This window comes from Bacillus sp. AF23 (assembly GCF_020861455.1).
In the GTDB taxonomy this organism is placed as follows: Bacteria; Bacillota; Bacilli; order Bacillales; family Bacillaceae; genus Bacillus; species Bacillus halotolerans.
In genome coordinates, this window is record NZ_JAJHVY010000005.1 from 66,401 (window position 1) to 86,955 (window position 20,555).

General features: G+C 46.8%; 20 protein-coding genes. 15 read left to right on the forward strand and 5 right to left on the reverse strand.

Annotated features, from left to right (window positions below):
• The 12 genes from araD (at position 1) to LNN34_RS01180 (ending at position 11,587) form a co-directional block, all read left to right on the forward strand.
• A complete protein-coding gene (gene araD / locus LNN34_RS01125; RefSeq protein ID WP_059293449.1) occupies positions 1 to 690 on the forward strand; it encodes an L-ribulose-5-phosphate 4-epimerase in 690 nt (229 codons plus the stop codon).
• Entirely contained in the window at positions 668 to 1,486 is an 819-nt protein-coding gene (locus LNN34_RS01130) for an HAD-IIA family hydrolase (RefSeq protein ID WP_083504485.1), read from the forward strand. The genes araD and LNN34_RS01130 overlap by 23 nt, the downstream gene beginning before the upstream one ends.
• The gene (gene egsA, locus LNN34_RS01135) at positions 1,483 to 2,667 is read left to right on the forward strand and encodes a sn-glycerol-1-phosphate dehydrogenase (RefSeq protein ID WP_069487083.1); all 1,185 of its coding nucleotides are present in this window, start codon (positions 1,483 to 1,485) and stop codon (positions 2,665 to 2,667) included. Before LNN34_RS01130 ends, egsA begins: the two co-directional genes overlap by 4 nt.
• Before the next feature lie 30 nt (positions 2,668 to 2,697).
• On the forward strand, positions 2,698 to 3,999 hold the full coding sequence (locus LNN34_RS01140; RefSeq protein WP_229042557.1) for an ABC transporter substrate-binding protein: 1,302 nt from the start codon (positions 2,698 to 2,700) through the stop codon (positions 3,997 to 3,999).
• A 35-nt stretch (positions 4,000 to 4,034) separates the two neighbouring features.
• On the forward strand, positions 4,035 to 4,976 hold the full coding sequence (locus LNN34_RS01145; protein WP_010335239.1) for a carbohydrate ABC transporter permease: 942 nt from the start codon (positions 4,035 to 4,037) through the stop codon (positions 4,974 to 4,976).
• Positions 4,977 to 5,822 (forward strand): arabinose ABC transporter permease AraQ, encoded by an 846-nt coding sequence (gene araQ / locus LNN34_RS01150; RefSeq protein WP_044153972.1) that lies wholly within the window; start codon positions 4,977 to 4,979, stop codon positions 5,820 to 5,822.
• An 18-nt stretch (positions 5,823 to 5,840) separates the two neighbouring features.
• A complete protein-coding gene (abfA, locus tag LNN34_RS01155) occupies positions 5,841 to 7,343 on the forward strand; it encodes an alpha-L-arabinofuranosidase AbfA (protein ID WP_059352225.1) in 1,503 nt (500 codons plus the stop codon).
• Between the two features lie 151 nt (positions 7,344 to 7,494).
• Complete coding sequence (locus LNN34_RS01160; RefSeq protein WP_044153976.1) at positions 7,495 to 7,821, forward strand: PadR family transcriptional regulator; 327 nt, start codon at positions 7,495 to 7,497, stop codon at positions 7,819 to 7,821.
• A complete protein-coding gene (locus LNN34_RS01165) occupies positions 7,818 to 8,372 on the forward strand; it encodes an HAAS signaling domain-containing protein (RefSeq protein ID WP_059335565.1) in 555 nt (184 codons plus the stop codon). Before LNN34_RS01160 ends, LNN34_RS01165 begins: the two co-directional genes overlap by 4 nt.
• On the forward strand, positions 8,369 to 9,262 hold the full coding sequence (locus tag LNN34_RS01170; RefSeq protein WP_229042558.1) for a DUF4097 family beta strand repeat-containing protein: 894 nt from the start codon (positions 8,369 to 8,371) through the stop codon (positions 9,260 to 9,262). Before LNN34_RS01165 ends, LNN34_RS01170 begins: the two co-directional genes overlap by 4 nt.
• 111 nt (positions 9,263 to 9,373) lie before the next feature.
• On the forward strand, positions 9,374 to 11,170 hold the full coding sequence (gene cstA / locus LNN34_RS01175; RefSeq protein WP_044153985.1) for a carbon starvation protein CstA: 1,797 nt from the start codon (positions 9,374 to 9,376) through the stop codon (positions 11,168 to 11,170).
• 33 nt (positions 11,171 to 11,203) lie between these two features.
• Complete coding sequence (locus tag LNN34_RS01180; RefSeq protein ID WP_059352228.1) at positions 11,204 to 11,587, forward strand: VOC family protein; 384 nt, start codon at positions 11,204 to 11,206, stop codon at positions 11,585 to 11,587.
• Between the two features lie 37 nt (positions 11,588 to 11,624).
• Here the strand turns inward: LNN34_RS01180 and LNN34_RS01185 are convergent, their stop codons facing one another.
• The 4 genes from LNN34_RS01185 to sspI all read right to left on the reverse strand — a co-directional run bounded on the left by LNN34_RS01185 (position 11,625) and on the right by sspI (position 15,862).
• Positions 11,625 to 12,959, reverse strand: coding sequence for a (Fe-S)-binding protein (locus LNN34_RS01185; RefSeq protein ID WP_229042559.1), 1,335 nt, complete (start codon positions 12,957 to 12,959; stop codon positions 11,625 to 11,627).
• Positions 12,956 to 14,368 carry a glycolate oxidase subunit GlcD gene (glcD, locus tag LNN34_RS01190; protein ID WP_106294214.1) on the reverse strand — a complete coding sequence of 471 codons (1,413 nt, stop codon included), beginning with the start codon at positions 14,366 to 14,368 and terminating at the stop codon, positions 12,956 to 12,958. The genes LNN34_RS01185 and glcD overlap by 4 nt, the downstream gene beginning before the upstream one ends.
• Positions 14,369 to 14,471: 103 nt before the next feature.
• Positions 14,472 to 15,578, reverse strand: coding sequence for a CdaR family transcriptional regulator (locus LNN34_RS01195; RefSeq protein WP_229042560.1), 1,107 nt, complete (start codon positions 15,576 to 15,578; stop codon positions 14,472 to 14,474).
• A gap of 68 nt (positions 15,579 to 15,646) precedes the next feature.
• Complete coding sequence (sspI, locus tag LNN34_RS01200) at positions 15,647 to 15,862, reverse strand: small acid-soluble spore protein SspI (protein WP_010335228.1); 216 nt, start codon at positions 15,860 to 15,862, stop codon at positions 15,647 to 15,649.
• Positions 15,863 to 15,982: 120 nt separating this feature from the next.
• Here sspI and LNN34_RS01205 point away from each other — a divergent pair, with 120 nt between their 5' ends.
• Positions 15,983 to 16,729 (forward strand): TrmH family RNA methyltransferase, encoded by a 747-nt coding sequence (locus tag LNN34_RS01205; protein ID WP_101863464.1) that lies wholly within the window; start codon positions 15,983 to 15,985, stop codon positions 16,727 to 16,729.
• A 24-nt stretch (positions 16,730 to 16,753) separates the two neighbouring features.
• Here the strand turns inward: LNN34_RS01205 and LNN34_RS01210 are convergent, their stop codons facing one another.
• Positions 16,754 to 17,002 carry a hypothetical protein gene (locus LNN34_RS01210; protein ID WP_081638352.1) on the reverse strand — a complete coding sequence of 83 codons (249 nt, stop codon included), beginning with the start codon at positions 17,000 to 17,002 and terminating at the stop codon, positions 16,754 to 16,756.
• An 83-nt stretch (positions 17,003 to 17,085) separates the two neighbouring features.
• Here LNN34_RS01210 and pheS point away from each other — a divergent pair, with 83 nt between their 5' ends.
• Together pheS and pheT are read left to right on the forward strand one after the other, a co-directional pair.
• Complete coding sequence (gene pheS / locus LNN34_RS01215) at positions 17,086 to 18,120, forward strand: phenylalanine--tRNA ligase subunit alpha (protein WP_059335559.1); 1,035 nt, start codon at positions 17,086 to 17,088, stop codon at positions 18,118 to 18,120.
• A gap of 15 nt (positions 18,121 to 18,135) precedes the next feature.
• A complete protein-coding gene (pheT, locus tag LNN34_RS01220) occupies positions 18,136 to 20,550 on the forward strand; it encodes a phenylalanine--tRNA ligase subunit beta (protein WP_202657557.1) in 2,415 nt (804 codons plus the stop codon).
• Positions 20,551 to 20,555: the final 5 nt, after the last annotated feature.

The following is a 20,555-nucleotide window of genomic DNA, read 5'->3' on the forward strand; positions in this document are numbered from 1 at the left end:
ATGCTTGAAACGTTAAAAAAAGAGGTGCTGGCTGCCAACCTGAAGCTTCAAGAGCATCAGCTGGTGACCTTTACGTGGGGAAATGTGAGCGGTATTGACCGTGAAAAAGAGTTAATCGTCATTAAACCGAGCGGAGTCGAATACAGCGAGCTGACAGCCGATGACTTGGTTGTTTTGAATTTGGATGGTGAGATCGTAGAAGGTTCGCTCAAACCTTCTTCTGATACACCCACTCATGTTTATTTGTATAACGCGTTTCCAAATATCGGCGGGATTGTCCATACCCATTCTCAATGGGCGACAAGCTGGGCGCAAGCCGGAAGAGACATACCGCCTTTAGGCACGACACATGCCGATTATTTCGACAGTGCTATTCCGTGTACACGTGAAATGTACGATGAAGAAATCATTCATGACTACGAACTGAATACAGGCAAAGTGATCGCGGAGACCTTTCAGCATCATAAATACGAGCAGGTGCCGGGCGTGCTCGTTAATAACCACGGCCCGTTCTGCTGGGGCACAGATGCCTTAAACGCCATTCATAACGCGGTGGTGTTAGAAACAGTTGCGGAAATGGCGTATCACTCTATGATGCTGAACAAGAATGTCAACCCGATCAATACTGTTCTCCACGAAAAGCACTTTTATCGAAAACACGGAGCAAATGCGTATTATGGCCAGTCATAATCCCGCAGTATCACCGGCTGGTTTTCTGATTGACTTGGACGGTACCGTATTCAGAGGAAACGAACTGATCGATGGAGCAAGAGAAGCCATCAGTACACTTCGAAATATGGGAAAGAAAATCGTCTTTTTGAGCAACCGGGGAAATATCTCCCGTGCCATGTGCAGAAAAAAACTGCTTGGTGCCGGAATAGATGCAGAAGTAAACGAAATTGTCCTGTCATCAAGCGTGACAGCAGCCTTTTTAAAAAGGAACTATCGTTTTTCAAAGGTATGGGTGCTTGGTGAACAGGGCTTGATTGACGAACTGAGACTGGCGGGCGTCCAGACAGCAGATGAACCGAAGGAGGCGGATTGGCTTGTCATCTCGCTTCATGAGACACTCACCTACGAAGACTTGAATCAAGCCTTTAAAGCGGCCGCCGCAGGCGCTCGTATAATTGCCACGAACAAAGACCGCTATTTTCCTAATGAGGACGGGAATGCCATCGACGTCGCCGGAATGATTGGGGCGATAGAAGCTTCTGCTCAGGCGAAGACGGAGCTTGTCGTCGGAAAGCCGTCGTGGCTGATGGCGGAGGCTGCCTGTACTGCGCTGGGGCTTTCTGCACATGAATGTATGATTATAGGGGACAGCATTGAATCTGATATCGCAATGGGAAAGCTGTATGGCATGAAGAGCGCTTTAGTGCTGACCGGTTCAGCGAAACAGGGAGAACAGCGTTTGTATACGCCGGATTATGTACTGGAGTCCATTAAGGATGTAACCAAACTGGCTGAGGAGGGGATTCTGTTATGAATCATATCGCAGCTGACGTTCAGCGTGCTTTTGAACACGCAGGGGAGATGACATTTCCTGTAGAAGTAGAAGAAATTGTTCTAGAAAAACATGCAGCCGATCGGTTGTTGGATTATGTAAAAAGAAAGAATGATCAGCGTATCGTCCTTGTCTGTGATCGGAATACGCACCGTATAGCGGGGATCGAGTTAGAAGACCGCTTGATAAAGGAAGGGTTTCAGGCGGAGTGTCTGATCATTCCGGAAAATGAAGCGGGAGATGTGGCGGCAGATGAACGGTCACTCATTCATGTGCTGGTCCATACGAAAAAATCAACAGATATCATGATCGCAGTCGGTTCGGGGACTATCCATGATATCGTGCGTTTTGCCGCCTTCCAGAGGGGTCTGCCGTTTATTTCTTATCCGACCGCCCCATCCGTTGACGGATTTACATCAGCCGGTGCGCCCATTATTTTATACGGTACGAAAACCACCATCCAAACGAAGGCCCCGTCCGCGCTGTTCGCTGATCTTGACATCTTAAAATCGGCGCCGCAGCCTATGGTGGCGGCTGGATTTGGGGATATGCTAGGCAAAATGACGTCTCTGGCTGATTGGAACATTTCTCATCAGCTCGCTGGTGAGCCATATTCACCAACAGGCGCAAAGCTCGTACAATTAGCACTTGATGCCTGTATCGAACACGCTGAAGACATTGCGATGAAAACGGAAACCGGCATCCGGGTCCTGATGGAGTCCTTGATTGTATCAGGACTTGTCATGCTGGCTTTGGATCATTCCCGTCCTGCTTCAGGAGGGGAGCATCATATTTCCCATTGGATTGAGATGGAATTAATGGAGAAAAAACGGCCTCAGATTCTCCATGGGGCAAAAGTAGGCTGTGCGGCTGTTTTATTGACTGACACGTACAGAAAGCTCATCCAGGCTGTAGGGCTGAACGAGTTTTCTCCGCGTCAGCGGGAAGTCATTCAATCGGCTTATGAAACGCTGCCGGAAGGAAAAAAGCTGGCCGGCTGGTTGAAATCTGCCGGAGGTCCTGCGTATTTTGATGAAATCGGTGTCGGGCAGGATTCCGTCAAAAATGCCTTCAGACACGCACACACTTTAAGAGACCGCTGCACCGGATTAAGACTCATCAATGAAAACAAAACGCTTGTCAATCATGGTCTTTATGAATAGCCCGCACCTCGAATGGAAGGGGTAACATAGATGAAAAAGATGACTGTCTGTTTTCTTGCGCTCATGATGGTTTTGACATTATTTATCGCTGGGTGTTCAGTGGAACGGTCATCCGGTAAACCGGGTGAAACGGAGCTGACTTTTTGGACATTTAACGGACTTCATGAGCAGTTTTATGTGGAAATGGTGAAAGAGTGGAACAAGAAATATCCTGACCGTCAAATTAAACTGAATACGGTCGTCTATCCGTATGGCCAAATGCACGATAATCTGTCGATTTCCTTAATCGCCGGGGAAGGTGTGCCTGACATTGCAGATGTAGAATTGGCCCGGTTTTCAAACTTTCTGAAGGGCACCGATGTACCGCTTGCCGATTTGTCCCCGCTTATTGAAAAGGACCGGGATAAATTCGTAGAGGCGCGTCTTACGCTGTACAGCAAAAACGGCAAGCTATACGGACTGGATACTCATGTAGGAACGACAGTTATGTTCTATAACATGGATATTATGAAAAAAGCCGGCATCAACCCGGTTGATATTAACACATGGGATGATTACCGCAAAGCCGGACAGAAAGTGCGCAAAGCGACCGGAAAGCCAATGGGAACGGTGGAAACAAATGATTCAGCAACATTTTTATCAATGATTTCACAGCAAAACTCAGGGTATTTTGATAAAAACGGAAAGCTGATCTTGAATAATGACACCAACGTAAAAACGCTTCAGTATTTAAAAGACCTGATTAATGATAAAACCATGATCGCTGCACCAGGCGGCGGGCATCACAGTGAAGAATATTACGGTTTTATGAACCAAGGCGGAGCGGCTTCTGTTCTGATGCCGATTTGGTATATGGGAAGATTCATAGATTATATGCCTGATCTGAAAGGGAAGATTGCCATTCGGCCGCTTCCGGCATGGAAAGAAGGAGGCGACCGTTCAGCAGGTTTGGGCGGCACAGCCACCGTTGTGCCAAAGCAGGCCAAACATGTCGAATTAGCGAAAGAGTTTCTCGCCTTTGCGAAGGGTTCTGAAGAAGGAAACAAAAAGCTTTGGAGTGTGCTCGGGTTCGATCCGCTTCGCTGGGATGTCTGGAGCTCCAAGGAATTGAAAGAGAAAAACAAATACACGGATTACTTCCAAAACGGAACAGGCATTTTTTCTGTGCTGCTCGATATCAAGGATGAAATCAATCCGATTTATTTACATGAGGATTTTGCCAAGGCTTCAGACCTTGTCAACAGAAGCGTATTATTCGACGCGCTCAAATCTCAGCAAAAGACGCCAAAACAAGCCTTGGACAGAGCGGCAGGTGAACTGAAACAGAAATAGAATCCCATTCAAAAAGTGAAAGCGGGGAGGTTCTCATGAAACCTGTGAAAACGGGAACGGCTCATCCCGTTCCTTCGGCTGCGAAAGAATCAGGCTGGCGAGGTATTTTTTATTCGAAAAAAGCGGCGCCTTATCTCTTTACAGCGCCATTTGTTTTATCCTTTCTTGTTTTTTTTCTATACCCCATCATTAGTGTCTTCATCATGAGCTTTCAAAGAATATTGCCTGGAGAGGTGACGTTTGTCGGATTGTCCAATTACACCGCTCTTAACAACCCGACGTTTTATACCGCCCTTTTTAATACGCTGGAATATACGTTTTGGACGCTGATTGTGCTGATTCCAGTTCCATTGCTGTTAGCCATATTCTTGAATTCGAAACTGGTCAAATTCAGAAACATTTTCAAATCAGCGTTATTTATACCTGCACTGACTTCTACCATTGTGGCTGGAATCATTTTCCGGCTGATTTTTGGAGAGATGGAAACATCTTTAGCCAATTCGATTTTATTGAAACTCGGCTTTTCACCGCAGAACTGGATGAACAATGAACATACCGGCATGTTTTTGATGGTGCTGCTTGCTTCGTGGAGATGGATGGGAATTAACATCCTTTACTTTTTGGCCGGACTGCAAAATGTGCCGAAAGAGCTGTACGAAGCCGCTGATATTGACGGAGCAAATACGATGAAAAAATTTATGCACATTACGCTGCCGTTTCTGAAGCCTGTATCCGTCTATGTTTTAACCATCAGCATCATTGGCGGGTTCAGGATGTTTGAGGAAAGCTACGTCCTTTGGCAAAATAATTCCCCGGGTAATATCGGCCTGACGCTTGTCGGATATTTGTATCAGCAGGGCCTTGCTTACAATGAAATGGGATACGGGGCGGCCATCGGCATTGTCCTTTTGATTGTCATACTTGTTGTCAGTCTGATTTCATTAAAACTGTCAGGCTCGTTTAAGGGGGAGGGGTAAATGTTGCAGCACAGTCCTCAGTTTCGGGTGTACAGAATCGCGCTTACTTTATTTTTTATCATGCTGAGCCTGTTGTATATTTTCCCGATTTTCTGTCTGCTTTTAGGATCATTAAAGCCGTCATCTGAGCTTTTGCGGGTGGGGCTGAATGTTGACATCGATCCAAAAGTGATGAGTCTTGATAACTATACATTTTTGTTTAACGGCGGCAGCATTTATTTTAAATGGTTTTTTAACAGTCTTGTGCTCGGTCTATTAACGACAGTGCTTACCCTGTTTTTCTCGTCGATGATCGGATACGGGCTAGCGGTTTATGAATTTAAAGGCAGAAATATCATTTTTGTTCTTGTGCTGATTATTATGATGGTTCCGCTGGAAGTGATGATGCTCCCGTTGTTTAAGCTAACAGTCGGACTGCATTTGATCGATTCGTATACGGGTGTCATTTTGCCGTTTATCGTTTCACCGGTAGCTGTTTTCTTTTTCCGGCAATATGCACTCGGCCTTCCGAAAGATCTGCTGGATTCAGCAAGGATGGACGGATGTACGGAATTCGGCATTTTTTTCAGGATTATGGCGCCTCTGATGAAACCGGCATTCGGAGCGATGATTATTCTCCAGTCTTTAAACAGCTGGAACAACTTCTTATGGCCCTTGATTGTGCTTCGGTCGAAAGAAATGTTTACGCTTCCAATCGGGCTGTCCAGCTTGCTTAGCCCTTACGGAAACAACTATGACATGCTCATATCCGGCTCAGTATTTGCCATTTTGCCGGTGATTATCATTTTCTTGTTTTTCCAAAAATACTTTATCTCCGGCCTGACAGTAGGCGGAGTCAAAGGATAATGAAGGAGGAAACGTGTAATGAAAAAAGCGAGAGTGATTGTGGACAAAGAATATAAAATTGGTGAAGTCGACAAACGGATTTACGGGTCGTTCATCGAGCACATGGGGCGTGCTGTATACGAAGGCATATATGAACCTGATCATCCTCAGGCTGATGAAAACGGGTTTCGCAAGGATGTTCAGGCGTTAATCAAGGAATTGCAGGTTCCGATCATCCGCTATCCGGGCGGAAACTTTTTATCAGGGTATAATTGGGAGGACGGCGTCGGACCTGTCGAGAACCGCCCGAGACGCCTTGACTTGGCGTGGCAAACGACAGAAACCAATGAAGTGGGAACGAATGAATTTTTAACTTGGGCAAAAAAGGTGAACACAGAAGTCAATATGGCTGTTAACCTGGGCACGAGAGGGATAGATGCTGCCCGCAATCTTGTAGAATACTGCAACCATCCGAAAGGCTCTTACTGGAGTGATTTGAGAAGATCGCATGGCTATGAGCAACCGTACGGCATCAAAACGTGGTGCCTGGGTAACGAAATGGATGGCCCGTGGCAGATCGGCCACAAAACAGCTGACGAATACGGACGGCTTGCCGCGGAGACGGCAAAGGTCATGAAATGGGTTGACCCATCAATTGAACTTGTTGCCTGCGGCAGCTCAAACAGCGGCATGCCGACGTTTATCGATTGGGAAGCAAAGGTGCTGGAGCATACGTACGAGCATGTCGACTATATTTCTCTCCATACGTATTACGGAAACCGGGATAACAATCTGCCAAACTACTTGGCCCGTTCCATGGATCTCGATCATTTTATTAAATCTGTTGCTGCAACCTGTGACTATGTAAAAGCAAAAACACGCAGCAAGAAAACAATCAATCTCTCTCTGGACGAATGGAACGTTTGGTATCACTCAAATGAAGCTGATAAAAAAGTAGAACCGTGGATTACTGCGCGGCCTATTTTAGAAGATATTTATAACTTTGAGGATGCCTTATTGGTCGGCTCTCTGCTCATTACGATGCTGCAGCACGCAGACCGTGTGAAAATCGCGTGTCTTGCACAGCTTGTAAATGTCATCGCGCCAATCATGACGGAAAAAGGCGGAGAAGCATGGAGACAGCCGATTTTCTATCCGTACATGCATGCTTCTGTCTACGGCCGAGGAGAGTCGCTGCAACCGCTTATTTCTTCACCGAAGTATGACTGCTCTGATTTTACTGATGTGCCGTATGTTGACGCCGCTGTCGTATATGCTGAAGAGGAAGAAACACTCACCATTTTTGCGGTAAACAAAGCTGAGGATCAGATGGAGACGGAGATTTCGCTCAGAGGCTTTGAATCGTATCAAATCGCAGAGCATATCGTACTTGAGCATCAGGATATTAAAGCGACAAACCAGCATAACAGAAAAAATGTCGTCCCGCATTCCGACGGAACATCGTCTGTCAGCGAAAACGGCTTAACCGCACATTTCACGCCGCTTTCATGGAATGTGATCCGTCTGCAAAAACAATCATAATAGCAACATGAGCCGGAGATCTGTCTCCGGTTTTTTATTTATTCTTAGTAAATATGATTCAGTACCTTGTAATGTTCAGTAGTGGATGTTACCATGTGAGGGATGGTGGAAAATATAAACAAAATTTACGGGCCGCAGGGAGGATTTGATCATGAATGCTCAATTTAAAAAGGGAGCATTAGAGTTATGTGTGCTTGTATGTATTGCTGAAAAAGACCAATACGGATATGAGCTGTCTCAAAACATTTCCCGGTATATGGCTATTGCTGAAGGCACCTTATATCCTCTTCTAAGAAGACTGACGAAAGAGGAGTATTTAGAAACATATATGGCGCCGTCTTCCGAAGGGCCTGCCAGAAAATATTACACGATGTCAAAGCTTGGTTTCATGCGAATGAAACTGCTGCTGGCAGAATGGGATCAATTCACAGCATCTGTCAATCAAATCATTGATGCGGCAAGGGGAGGAGAACGATGAATCAAGAACAGTTTTTACAGGAGTTAAGTAAAGCGTTAGAGCCGCTTTCTGAAGAAGAGCGGAATGAGATCTTATTTGATTTTGAGGAACATATTACCGAAGGGATGAAAGAAGGCAGGCCGGAAGCGAACATTATCAGGGAACTCGGCTCCCCAAAACAAATTGCAAAGGAATTGGTGCCAGATGTGACGGAAACTGCTCCAGCAGTGCAGCGGCCTAAGAAGAACCTCTTCCAGATGGCATGTTCAGCAGCAGCGATAAGCATCTTGAATTTGATTTTTGTGCTGGGACCAGCTATTGGCATTTTTGGAGTGTACGTAGGTTTCTGCGGGGCAGCGCTTGCACTCTCTGTATCACCAATTATGTTTGTCGGCATGGTGATGTTTCAAATGAATACGCACATGATGCTGGAGTTCTTTTTATCACTCATGTTTGGCAGTCTGGGACTGCTATCTTGTATAGGGCTGTGGCATATAGGAAAGCTGCTGTATAGCGTGAGTTTACGATATATCAGATACAACTTAAAGCTGGTGACGGGGGCGCAGACATGAAAAAAATCATAATAGGATTGATCGCAGTATTTGCAGTCGGGGTAATCGGAGCTGTCATTTCTGCAGCTGCCTCGGATTTTACAAAAGAAGAGGTGAAAGCTGCCGAAACTTATGATCCTGCAGATATTAAAAAAATTGAGGTAGCAACGAGTTCGATGAATGCAGAGGTCAAAAGCGGGCAAACGGATGATATTCAGGTAGCTGCTGAAGGACAAGTCAGTGATAAAAGCAAAAAGCTGTTCGATGTGACCCAAAATGGAAAATCATTAACAATCAATCAAATCGCACGCGAGAATATCATCTCTTTTATACCGTGGGGCAGCGAAAAGGATATGAAAATCACAATCACGATTCCGAAAAAGAAGTATGATGAGATAACCGTAACGACAACCTCTGGCGATATTCTGATAGAAAATGCGCAAACGGATCAATCAGCTGCTGACTCTACATCAGGAAATATTGAGCTGAAGCATACACGCATCGAAAACGAGCTGATGCTAAAAACAACGAGCGGAGATGTTCAAGCTGATCAAAATTCATTCGGCCAAGGTGAGGTAAAGACAACAAGCGGATCAATAAAAAGCAGCCACACAACAGCTGAAAAGGTGAACTATAAGACAACTTCCGGGGATATTGATCTTCTTCAGGATCATCAGAACGAAGAGATCGACATCGTCACTACGAGCGGAAGTGTGTCAGTAGAGTATCAGAAAGAACCTGCATCTTTGGCGGTGGATTTTCAGGCTGACTCAGGTGATGCCGCGGCCAATCTCGATCACATCCTGTATAAAGAAAAATCAGAGCACCGTATTGTAGGTTATGTAGGTGATAGCGGGACCTCTAACCGTTTAAAAGTTCGTACCACCTCTGGAGACATTGAACTAAACTAACTGCCTCAAGCCGGCCCATTCCAGCCGGCTTTTTTGAATAGGAAAAAATGACCGCTTTTTGCTCTGAAATTATGATATATTTATGAAAAACGGCAAAGGGGTTGGGGAGAAATGAATGCGGTTACAATTGTGATAGCGTCAATGTGTATATTGGCTATCGCCTACCGTTTATACGGAACATTTATGATGGTGAAGGTTCTCAAAGTGAATGATGAAAAGCCAACGCCTGCACATGCGCTTGAGGATGGAAAAGACTATGTGCCTACGAATAAATGGGTCTCATTCGGTCATCATTTCGCGGCTATTGCGGCGGCCGGGCCGCTGGTCGGACCGATTCTCGCGGCGCAGTTCGGTTATTTGCCGGGACTATTATGGCTGTTAATCGGGGCGGTGATAGGGGGAGCTGTCCATGATATTGTTGTGCTGTTCGCGTCAATGCGTCAAAACGGAAAGTCGCTGTCGGAAGTGGCGAAGGATGAGCTCGGTCCTGTTGCCGGCTTTTGTACGGGACTGTCCATGCTGTTTATTATTACCATTACGATGGCGGGCCTGTCGATGGTTGTGCTGCACGCGCTTGAACGGAATCCGTGGGGGACATTTGCTGTAGGGATTACGATTCCGATTGCGATGGGCGTCGGCTTGTTTTATAAGAAAACAGGGAATTTAAAGCTGGCGTCTTCTATCGGTTTTCTATTTTTAATGGCCGGAGTGTTTATCGGCCCTTGGGTGCAGACTACCGCATTTGGTGATCTGTTAACCCTTGATACGAAAACGCTTGCAATCGCGTTGCCAATTTACGCTTTTTTTGCAGCGGCACTGCCGGTCTGGCTGCTTCTCGCACCGCGCGATTATTTAAGCAGTTTTATGAAAATCGGTGTGTTTATCGCTTTAATTGCGGGTGTGTTTGTCGTGAATCCGTCCATTCCATTTCCGGCTTTTACGGAGTTTGTAAAAGGCGGCGGGCCTGTGCTTGCGGGTCCTGTCTGGCCATTCATCTCGATTACGATAGCCTGCGGCGCGATCTCGGGGTTCCATGCCTTTGTCGGTTCCGGCACCACGCCGAAAATGCTTAATAAATGGAGTGATATGAAGCCGGTTGCTTTCGGTGCAATGCTTGTTGAGTGCCTTGTCGGCATTATGGCGCTGATTGCGGCGACTGCTTTGCAGCCTGCAGATTACTTTGCGATCAACAGCACACCTGAGGTTTTCCGTACGCTCGGCATGGATGTAGTGCATTTGCCTGAACTGAGCAGGGAAATCGGTTTGAACTTAGAAGGCAGAACAGGGGGAGCCGTCACGCTTGCGGTAGGAATGACTTATATTTTTACCGGAATTCCGTTTTTCAGCCATCTGGCCTCATACTTTTTCCAGTTTGTCATTATGTTTGAAGCGGTGTTTATTTTAACGGCGATCGACGCCGGCACGCGTGTGGCACGCTATTTGATTCAGGACTTTTTCGGAGAGGCGTATAAGCCGCTGAAGAAAACGGACTGGATTCCCGGATCTGTATTTGCCAGTGCGCTTGCCTGCTTTATGTGGGGCTATTTGCTTTACTCAGGTGATATCGGATCCATTTGGGCGCTGTTTGGTGTTTCTAATCAGCTGATGGCTTCAGTGGGTCTGATTATCGGAGCAACCATTGTGCTGAAAATCGCCGACAAACGCCGTTACATCCTCACCTGCCTCATTCCGCTCGCCTATTTATATGTGACTGTGAATTACGCGGGCTATTGGATGGTGCGCTATGTGTATCTCAATCCAGACGCTGCGGGTTACAGTGTCCTGAATGGTGTTTTATCTATCATCATGCTTCTGTTAGGATTCATCATTATCGTGGCGGCAGTGAAAAAATGGGCGCAGATGTGGAGAGATCCCAGCTTAAGAATGGAAGCCTCTATACCGGGATAAAAGGAAAAATGGAAACCTTAAGGAGGAAAAGAAATGAATTTATCAATGAAGTATATCATCCTGTATGTATCGGACAGCCAGCGCTCGATTCATTTTTATCAGCATATTTTGGGGCTGCCGATCCGCGCGGAACACGGCACATATGTAGAGTTTGATACCGGCTCCACCATTTTGGCGCTCAATACACGAGAAAGTGTCAAGGAAATGACGCCGTTAGATATACCGGAAACACCCGTTTCTTCACAAACATTTGAAATCGGGTTTGTCACTGATAGTGTAGAAGCGGTCATCAAAAAAGTAAGAGAACACGGCATAACCATTATCGGGGAGCCTAAAGTGAAGCCATGGGGACAGACGGTCGCTTATATCGCCGATCCTGATGGACATTATATTGAAATTTGCAGTCCGATGGAATAAAGCACAAAGCCCAAAACAGAAATTGTTTTGGGCTTTCTTATGATGTTAGCGATCCAGCGGCTTCTAATAGTAAGTCAGCAAGGTGAACAGCTCGCACCCTGCCGTTTAATCCTTCTCGTTCAATGCCGAGCTTCATCTGCAAAAGACATCCTGGATTGGCGGTTACAATGACCGCTGCTTCAGTTGCTTTGACAGCAGCCATTTTACTGTCCAGTATTTTCATTGACATGTCTGCTTCAACAATATTGTAAATTCCCGCTGATCCGCAGCAGCTGTCCGCTTTATCCATTTCTCTGAATTCAGCTCCCTTGATGCTTTGAAGAAGCTTTCGGGGCTCCGAAGATGTATGCATTACATTTCTCAAGTGGCATGAATCTTGATAGGTAATCAGCTTAGGTGTTTCAAGCTGCAAGTCTTTTTGGTGAAAATCAAGCTCAATCAAAACGGATGAAAAATCTTTTAGCTTCTGCACAAATGAAACAGCCCGCTCCGACCACTCGGGATCATCCTTCAGCAAATGGCCGTATTCAGTGAGAAAGGCTCCGCATCCGCCCGCGTTTGTAATGACAGCATCTGCGTCTAGCGCTTCAAACGCGGCGATGTTTTGTTTCGCAAGCTCTTTTCCCGTATTTTTTTCGCCGCTGTGTCCATGCAGTGCGCCGCAGCATGCCTGCTCAGGCGGAATGACAATTTCACAGCCTGCCAGCTGCAGCAGTTTCAGCGTAGCATTGTTTGTCGGCAAAAACATCGTATCCATTAAACAGCCTGAAAAAAAGGCAACCCTTTTTTTAGCTGGGCCGACCGCCGGCAATAAACGCGGCCGATGCTTCATTTCTTCACGTTTAGGCACATCCGGAAGAACGGCTTCCATTGTGCGCAAATGCTCAGGCAGAATGCGGAGCATGCCGGTTTTTCGCACAGCCGTCTGCAGCCCTGACCGCTGGTACAAACCAATGAGACTCACAGCCGAACGCATTCGGTTTTGATACGGAAAGAGCTCCTGAAAAGCCGCTTTTCTCATAACACGCGCGCTGAACGAGTGCTTTTTATTTTGGTGGATAATATCTCTTGCTTCCTCCAGCAGCTGTCCGTATTTAACGCCTGATGGGCATACCGGTTCACACGCGCGGCAGCCGAGGCAAAGAGACAGTGAACGCTCGACATCTTCATCCGGTTCAATCACACCGTCGGTGACTGCTTTCATTAAGGCGATTCGCCCGCGCGGCGAATGAGATTCCTGAAAACCGGATTCGATATAGGTCGGACAAGAAGGCAGACAGAAACCGCAGCGCATACAATTCAAAAGCTCGCTTTCATCCATACGCTTTTTAAACTCATGTTGGATCTGTTTCATTTCTTTTTCTGTTGTCATCTTTCCGTCACCACACGTTTTCTGGCATCTTTCGCAAACACTTTGCCCGGGTTTAAGATATTTTTGGGATCAAATGCCGCTTTCATTGCTTTCATCGCGGCGATGCCTTCTTTTTTCAGCTTCATTTCCAAGTAAGGCGCTTTCATGACCCCGACTCCGTGCTCCCCGGTAATCGTGCCGCCAAGCTCAATCGCTTTTTCAAAAATCTCGGCAAAAGCCTGTTCGACTCGCTCCATTTCATCCTTATTTCTTATATCTGTCGTGCATGTCGGGTGAAGGTTTCCATCCCCGGCATGGCCAAAGGTGCAGATCGAAATATCGTATTTTGCGGCAATGTCATTAATGGCTTTTACCATATTCGCGATTTCTGACCGCGGTACAGTCGCATCCTCCAAAATGGTGGTCGGCTTTAAACGGGCAAGTGCAGAAAGCGCTGAACGCCGGGCTTCAGTAAGGGCGAATGCTTCCTCATCTGTTTGCGCAGTTTGAACGGAGACGGCAGCGCCTTTTTTGCAAATTGCCTCAATTTTTTCCATGTCACGAGCCACGGTCTCAGCTGTCCCGTCCTGTTCGATCAGAAGAACCGCTTTCGCATTTGTCGGAAGGCCGATCTTGGCATAATCCTCAATCACCAAAAGGGTAGGCTGATCGAGAAATTCAAGCGTAGCCGGTATAATTTTTTCGGCAATAATGGCTGACACTGTTTGAGCAGCGGCATCAATATTTTCATAAAGGGCGAGCAGCGTCTTCTTTGTTTCTGGCTTTGGCACGAGTTTGAGAATCGCTTCTGTCACAATGCCGAGTGTCCCTTCTGAGCCGACAAAAAGGCGCGTGAGATCATACCCGGCTACATCCTTTGCAAGTTTTCCACCAGTGCGGATCATATCTCCGTTTGCCAAAACAACCTCCAGCCCGATGACGTAGTCACGGGTGACGCCGTATTTTAAGCCGCGGAGACCGCCGGAATTTTCGTTGATGTTTCCTCCGATGGTTGATATTTTCATAGAACTCGGATCAGGCGGATAGAACAACCCCTTGCTTTCAACCGCACGGATTATATCCAAGGTAATAACGCCAGGCTGGACTGTGGCCGTCAAATTTTCTTCATCAATCTCAAGAATCTGATTCATATGCTTAAAGAGAAGAACAAGCCCGCCTTCAGTAGGGCACGTGCCCCCGCACAGGTTTGTCCCCGATCCTCTCGGAACAATCGGTACACGGTGCTCACTGCAAATGTTTAAAATACGTGATACTTCATGTGTATCTCTCGGCGCAATCACTGCATCCGGCATAGACTGAAATTGCGGTGTCGCGTCATATGAATACACGAGACGGCCGGCTTTCGAGTCATCATAGTTTTCCGGTCCGACGATTTGGATCAGCTGTTCTTTTACGTCTTTGGTGATCATGTTCACCCATCCCCCTGTCAAAAAACGCTTTCAATCTATTGTAAAAGAAAAAAAGAGAAGCTTTCTATGGAGAAACATACAAAATATGAAACTGAAACTCTCTCTATTTTGTATCTTGATCTAAAAAGTAAAGTGCGACATACATCGTGACGATGTCCTCTGTACGCTGAAAACTTAAACCTGTCAGCTGTTCAGCCTTTGACAGGCGATAGCGGAGCGTATTGATATGAATATGCATCTCTTCAGCTGTTTTTTTCAGGGACAAATCGTAATGGAAGAGAGTTCGTATCGTATTCATAAGCTCTTCGTTTCGGAGCGCTTCCTGAAACACTCTTTGCGGAAATTCATGTCGTGTACCCGGGCTGATCTCAGTCAGGCACATGTCAAGCTTCAGGTCTTCCTCGCATACGGCGGTTTTGCGTTTGAGGCTGACGGCCAGCGCTTTTTCTGCCTGTTCGTATGACTGCGGCAGGCCGGAGCCGCTGACAGCCCTCCCAACGCCGGCAGCTGCGCGGCTGTTTCCGAGGCGTTCAGCCAATGAACAAATAAGCTGAATTTGCCGCAAAAGCTGCTCCTTTTGTTCATGTTTCGGCACTTCGTGATTAATCAGAATACGTTCATTTCCCCATCTGATGAATAGATCGGATGGAAACACTGATTTCCAGGCGCGTGTCATTTGATCAATATCGCCGGGTGACCATTCGTGCCCTTGAATGAGGATCATCTGGCGGAGGGAGGTAAGGTCAACGCCAAGAAGCTGCGCTTTTTCGAGAAAACCCGGAGACCATTCTTTTAATTGCAGCCAGTCGATCATAAAGGATTCCAGCATTCTCTCGCGCCACTGGGTCTGCTCCAAATGCCACGATTCTTTAATAAACAGCTCTGTCATTTTCCTGAGCAGCTCCCCGTACGGCTGAATCTCAGCAGGTTCTCCCGTCAGTCCGAACACGGCGATGACATCACGCTCAGAAAATACGGGGAGGTTTAACCCCGCCTTTACCCCTTTGAGCCTCTTTTCATCTTCTTTTGTAATGATCACATTGCGTTTCTCTTTCGCGCAGATAAGCGCTCCTTCATGAAATAGCCCGACTCGCTCATCATTTGTGCTTGCGATAATGAGGCCGTCTGTGCTGACAATAATGACTTCACGTTCGTACATTTTTTTCACTTCGGCAATGATTTTTTTCGCTAACAGCGGTTGTAAAAACATGCGGCGATCCCCCTCATGTTTTTATTATATAAGAAAAAAACCGGGCGCTGTCACCCGGTTTTGATGTGCTATTGGGCAGGTTTTAATCCGCCTTCCAGCGTCTTTAACATTTCTTGTTTCTCACTCTCAGATGCGTGCTGCCAAATGACTTCAAACAAAACGCCGAGTCCCGGAAGCATTTTTTCTTCACCGCTTTGAATCGCGTCCACAATTGTGTGCTCAAGCTGCTCCTGATCATTGCCGGTTACATTGGCAATGACGGCATGACGTAAATTAAGATCCATATGAAGCGCTCCTTTTTTTCTAAAATGTAATACGTATATTCTAACCCTGCACCCGGTTTATTATGTGCTGTTCTTGCGATATAATAACATCATGTTAAAAAAAGGAGAGCCACACAGACAGTGAAACAAATAGAATCGGCAAAAAACCAAAAAGTGAAGGATTGGAAAAAACTTCACACAAAAAAAGAACGAACAAAAACGAATACCTATTTGATTGAAGGAGAACATCTTGTTGAAGAAGCCTTGAAGAGCCCGGGCGCGGTGAAAGAAATTCTTGTCAAGGATGAAGCGGACATCCCGCCGAATCTTGATATGGGCATCCAGTGCTACGTGCTGAGCGAAGACGCGTTTTCAGCTGTTACAGAAACGGAAACACCGCAGCGGATCGCCGCTGTTTGCCATATGCCGGAAGAACATCTCGCGCCGCCTAAACGTGTGCTGCTGATTGACGCTGTTCAAGATCCGGGGAATCTCGGCACGATGATTCGCACGGCGGACGCAGCCGGTTTGGATGCGGTTGTGCTCGGTGACGGCACGGCGGATGCGTTTAACGGAAAAACGCTGCGATCCGCGCAAGGCTCCCATTTTCACATTCCTGTTGTGAGAAGAAATTTACAATCATACGTGGATGAATTAAAAGCAGAGGGCGTAAAAGTGTACGGCACAGCACTGCAAAACGGGGCGCCTTACCAGGACATTTCACCATCGGGTTCATTTGCTTTAATCGTCGGCAATGAAGGGGCAGGAGTGGATGCCGGATTGCTGGAAAAAACAGATTTGAACCTGTACGTCCCGCTGTACGGGCAGGCTGAATCACTGAACGTTGCAATTGCGGCGGCTATCCTGATGTACCACTTGCGAGGATAGTGTTGCGCCGAGCAGAGTATTTCACTATAATAGAACATAATATTTGAAAAACCGTGACAGAGGATCTCGATTTCTGATCAACTGCCTTCCAGGGAGAAAATGCCGCAGACTGAGAGCATTTTTAAAGCAGCCGGAAATTGGTTTCACCTCTCGAGTTGTCACCGGGACCGCGCACCTTGCGCGTAAAGGTGAACCGGAATCTGATTCCGTTATGTCAATGAAGCTGACGACAGCATCAGTCTGTCTGAAATAAGGGTGGTACCGCGGCCACAACTCGTCCCTTGTCCTATAAGGGGCGGGTTTTTTTGTTTTCCAAAGACATATAACGGTTTGTTTACATAAAAGGAGGATGCAAAATGGAAGAAAAGCTAAAACAGCTGGAACAAGAAGCTTTAGATCAAGTAGAAGCGGCAAGCTCATTGAAGGTTGTCAATGATATTCGGGTTCAATATCTCGGAAAAAAAGGGCCGATCACAGAAGTGCTGCGCGGAATGGGCAAGCTTTCTGCGGAGGAGCGTCCGAAAATGGGCGCTCTTGCCAATGAGGTAAGAGAACGAATCGCCAATGCGATTGCAGCTAAAAACGAAAAGCTTGAGGAAGAAGAAATGAAACAGAAGCTTGCGGGACAGACAATTGACGTCACACTCCCGGGTAATCCTGTCGCAATCGGCGGACGCCATCCGCTCACTGTTGTCATTGAAGAAATTGAAGATCTATTTATCGGCATGGGTTATACGGTTGAAGAAGGCCCTGAGGTCGAGACGGACTACTACAACTTCGAAGCGCTTAATCTGCCGAAAGAACACCCTGCCCGCGATATGCAGGACAGCTTTTACATCACAGAGGAAATGCTGATGAGAACGCAAACCTCTCCTGTTCAGACGCGGACGATGGAAAAGCACAAAGGCAAAGGGCCTGTTAAAATCATTTGCCCTGGAAAAGTATACCGCCGCGATAATGATGACGCGACGCACTCTCACCAATTTATGCAGATTGAAGGGCTTGTTGTTGATAAAAACATCAGCATGAGTGATTTAAAAGGAACCCTTGAACTGGTTGCGAAAAAAATGTTCGGGCAAGACCGTGAAATCAGACTTCGCCCAAGCTTCTTCCCGTTTACCGAGCCTTCAGTGGAAGTAGACGTAACGTGCTTTAAGTGCGGAGGAAACGGCTGCTCTGTATGTAAAGGAACAGGCTGGATTGAAATCCTCGGCGCCGGCATGGTTCACCCGAATGTGCTGGAAATGGCCGGCTTTGATCCGAAGGAATATCAGGGCTTTGCGTTTGGAATGGGTGTTGAGCGCATCGCGATGCTGAAATACGGCATCGATGATATCCGCCACTTCTACACAAACGATGTCAGATTTATTTCGCAGTTTAAACAGGCGTAAGAGGAGGATGCTAGAATGTTTGTTTCTTATAAATGGTTAGAGGATTATGTTGATTTAAAAGGCATGGATCCGGCTGTTCTTGCTGAGAAAATAACAAGAGCCGGTATTGAAGTTGAAGGAATTGAGTATAAAGGAGAAGGCATTAAAGGCGTTGTCATCGGCCATGTGCTGGAGCGCGAACAGCATCCAAACGCCGATAAGCTGAATAAGTGCCTTGTAGATATCGGAGCTGAGGCACCCGTACAAATCATTTGCGGCGCGCCAAACGTGGATAAAGGGCAAAAAGTTGCAGTCGCTACAGTCGGAGCGGTGCTGCCGGGCAATTTCAAAATCAAAAAAGCCAAGCTTCGCGGTGAAGAATCAAACGGCATGATTTGTTCTTTACAAGAGCTCGGTATTGAGAGCAAGCTTGTGGCGAAGGAATATGCGGAAGGCATTTTCGTTTTCCCAAATGAGGTTGAAGCAGGAAGTGATGCGTTAGCTGCTTTACAGCTTGACGATGCTGTCTTAGAGCTCGGTTTAACACCGAACCGCGCCGATGCGATGAACATGCTTGGTGTTGCTTATGAGGTCGCAGCGATTTTAGACACAGAGGTAAAGCTTCCGCAAACGGATTACCCAGTCGCTTCAGAACAAGCGTCAGACTACATTTCTGTCAAAGTTGAAGACCGGGAAGCAAATCCGCTGTATGCGGCAAAAATCATTAAAAACGTAAAAATTGCTCCGTCACCGCTTTGGATGCAGACGAAACTGATGAACGCAGGCATTCGCCCGCACAACAACGTCGTGGATATTACAAACTTTGTTTTATTGGAGTATGGACAGCCGCTCCACGCGTTTGATTATGACAGATTCGGCTCTAAGGAAGTCGTAGTCAGAAAAGCTGTTGAAAATGAAACAATCTTAACACTTGACGATCAAGAACGAAAACTGTCTGCAGATCACCTTGTCATTACAAACGGGTCGAAAGCACAAGCCGTTGCTGGTGTTATGGGAGGAGCAGAATCAGAAGTCCGGGAAGACACAACTACGATTTTGCTTGAAGCTGCGTTCTTCAACGGGCAGACGGTTCGCAAGGCTTCAAAAGATCTTGGTTTGAGAAGTGAATCGAGTGCAAGATTCGAAAAAGGCATTGATCCTGCGCGTGTGCGTCTTGCGGCAGAACGCGCGGCACAGCTGATCCACCTGTATGCCGGCGGTGAAGTGCTTGCCGGAACTGTTGAAGAAGACCATCTCACAATCGAAGCGAACAACGTTCATGTATCGGCTGAAAAGGTGAACAGTGTTCTCGGCATGACGATCAGCAAAGAAGAACTGATCAGCATTTATAAGCGTCTTGGCTTTACTGTCGGAGAAGCAAATGACTTGCTCGTTGTGACTGTTCCGTCACGCCGCGGTGACATTCGAATCGAAGAGGATTTGGTTGAAGAAGCGGCAAGATTGTACGGCTACGACAACATTCCGTCCACACTTCCTAAAACAGCGGGAACAACAGGCGGATTGACGCCTTACCAGGCAAAACGCCGTAAAGTCAGACGTTTCCTTGAAGGAGCCGGCTTATCACAAGCGATTACCTACTCATTAACAAACGAGAAAAAAGCGGCGGCATTTGCGATTGAAAAATCGTTTAACACTGTCCTTGCGCTTCCGATGAGTGAAGAAAGAAGCATTCTCAGACACAGCCTTGTTCCGAATCTGCTCGAGTCCGTTTCTTACAATCTGGCAAGACAAACTGATTCGGTCGCATTGTACGAAGTCGGTTCCGTTTTCCTGACGAAGGAAGAGGATACAAAACCTGTTGAAACGGAGCGCGTGGCAGGTGCGGTAACCGGTTTATGGCGCAAGCATTTATGGCAGGGCGAGAAAAAGCCGGTCGATTTCTTTGTCGCAAAAGGAATTGTTGAAGGGCTGTTAGATAAACTGAACGTCCTGGACAGCATTGAATTTGTGCAATCAGAAAGAAAACAGCTGCACCCGGGCAGAACTGCGAACATTCTTTTAAACGGCTCTCTTATCGGCTTTATTGGCCAAGTCCATCCTTCACTGGAAAAAGAACTGGATATAAAAGAAACGTACGTGTTCGAACTTGATCTTCACACGCTGCTCACAGCAGACACGGCTCCGCTCGTGTACACGGCGATTCCGAAATATCCGTCTGTGACACGTGATATCGCGCTTGTGACAGATCAATCAGTGACAAGCGGCCAGCTCGAGAGCGTCATTAAAGAGGCGGGCGGCAAGCTTCTGAAAGAAGTAACCGTCTTTGACGTCTACGAAGGCGAGCATATGGAGGAAGGCAAAAAGTCAGTCGCTTTCTCACTCCAATATGTAAACCCGGAGCAAACGCTGACTGAAGAAGAAGTGGCAAAAGCGCACGACAAAGTGCTGAAAGCGTTAGAAAACACTTATCAGGCCGTATTGAGAGGCTAATAAAA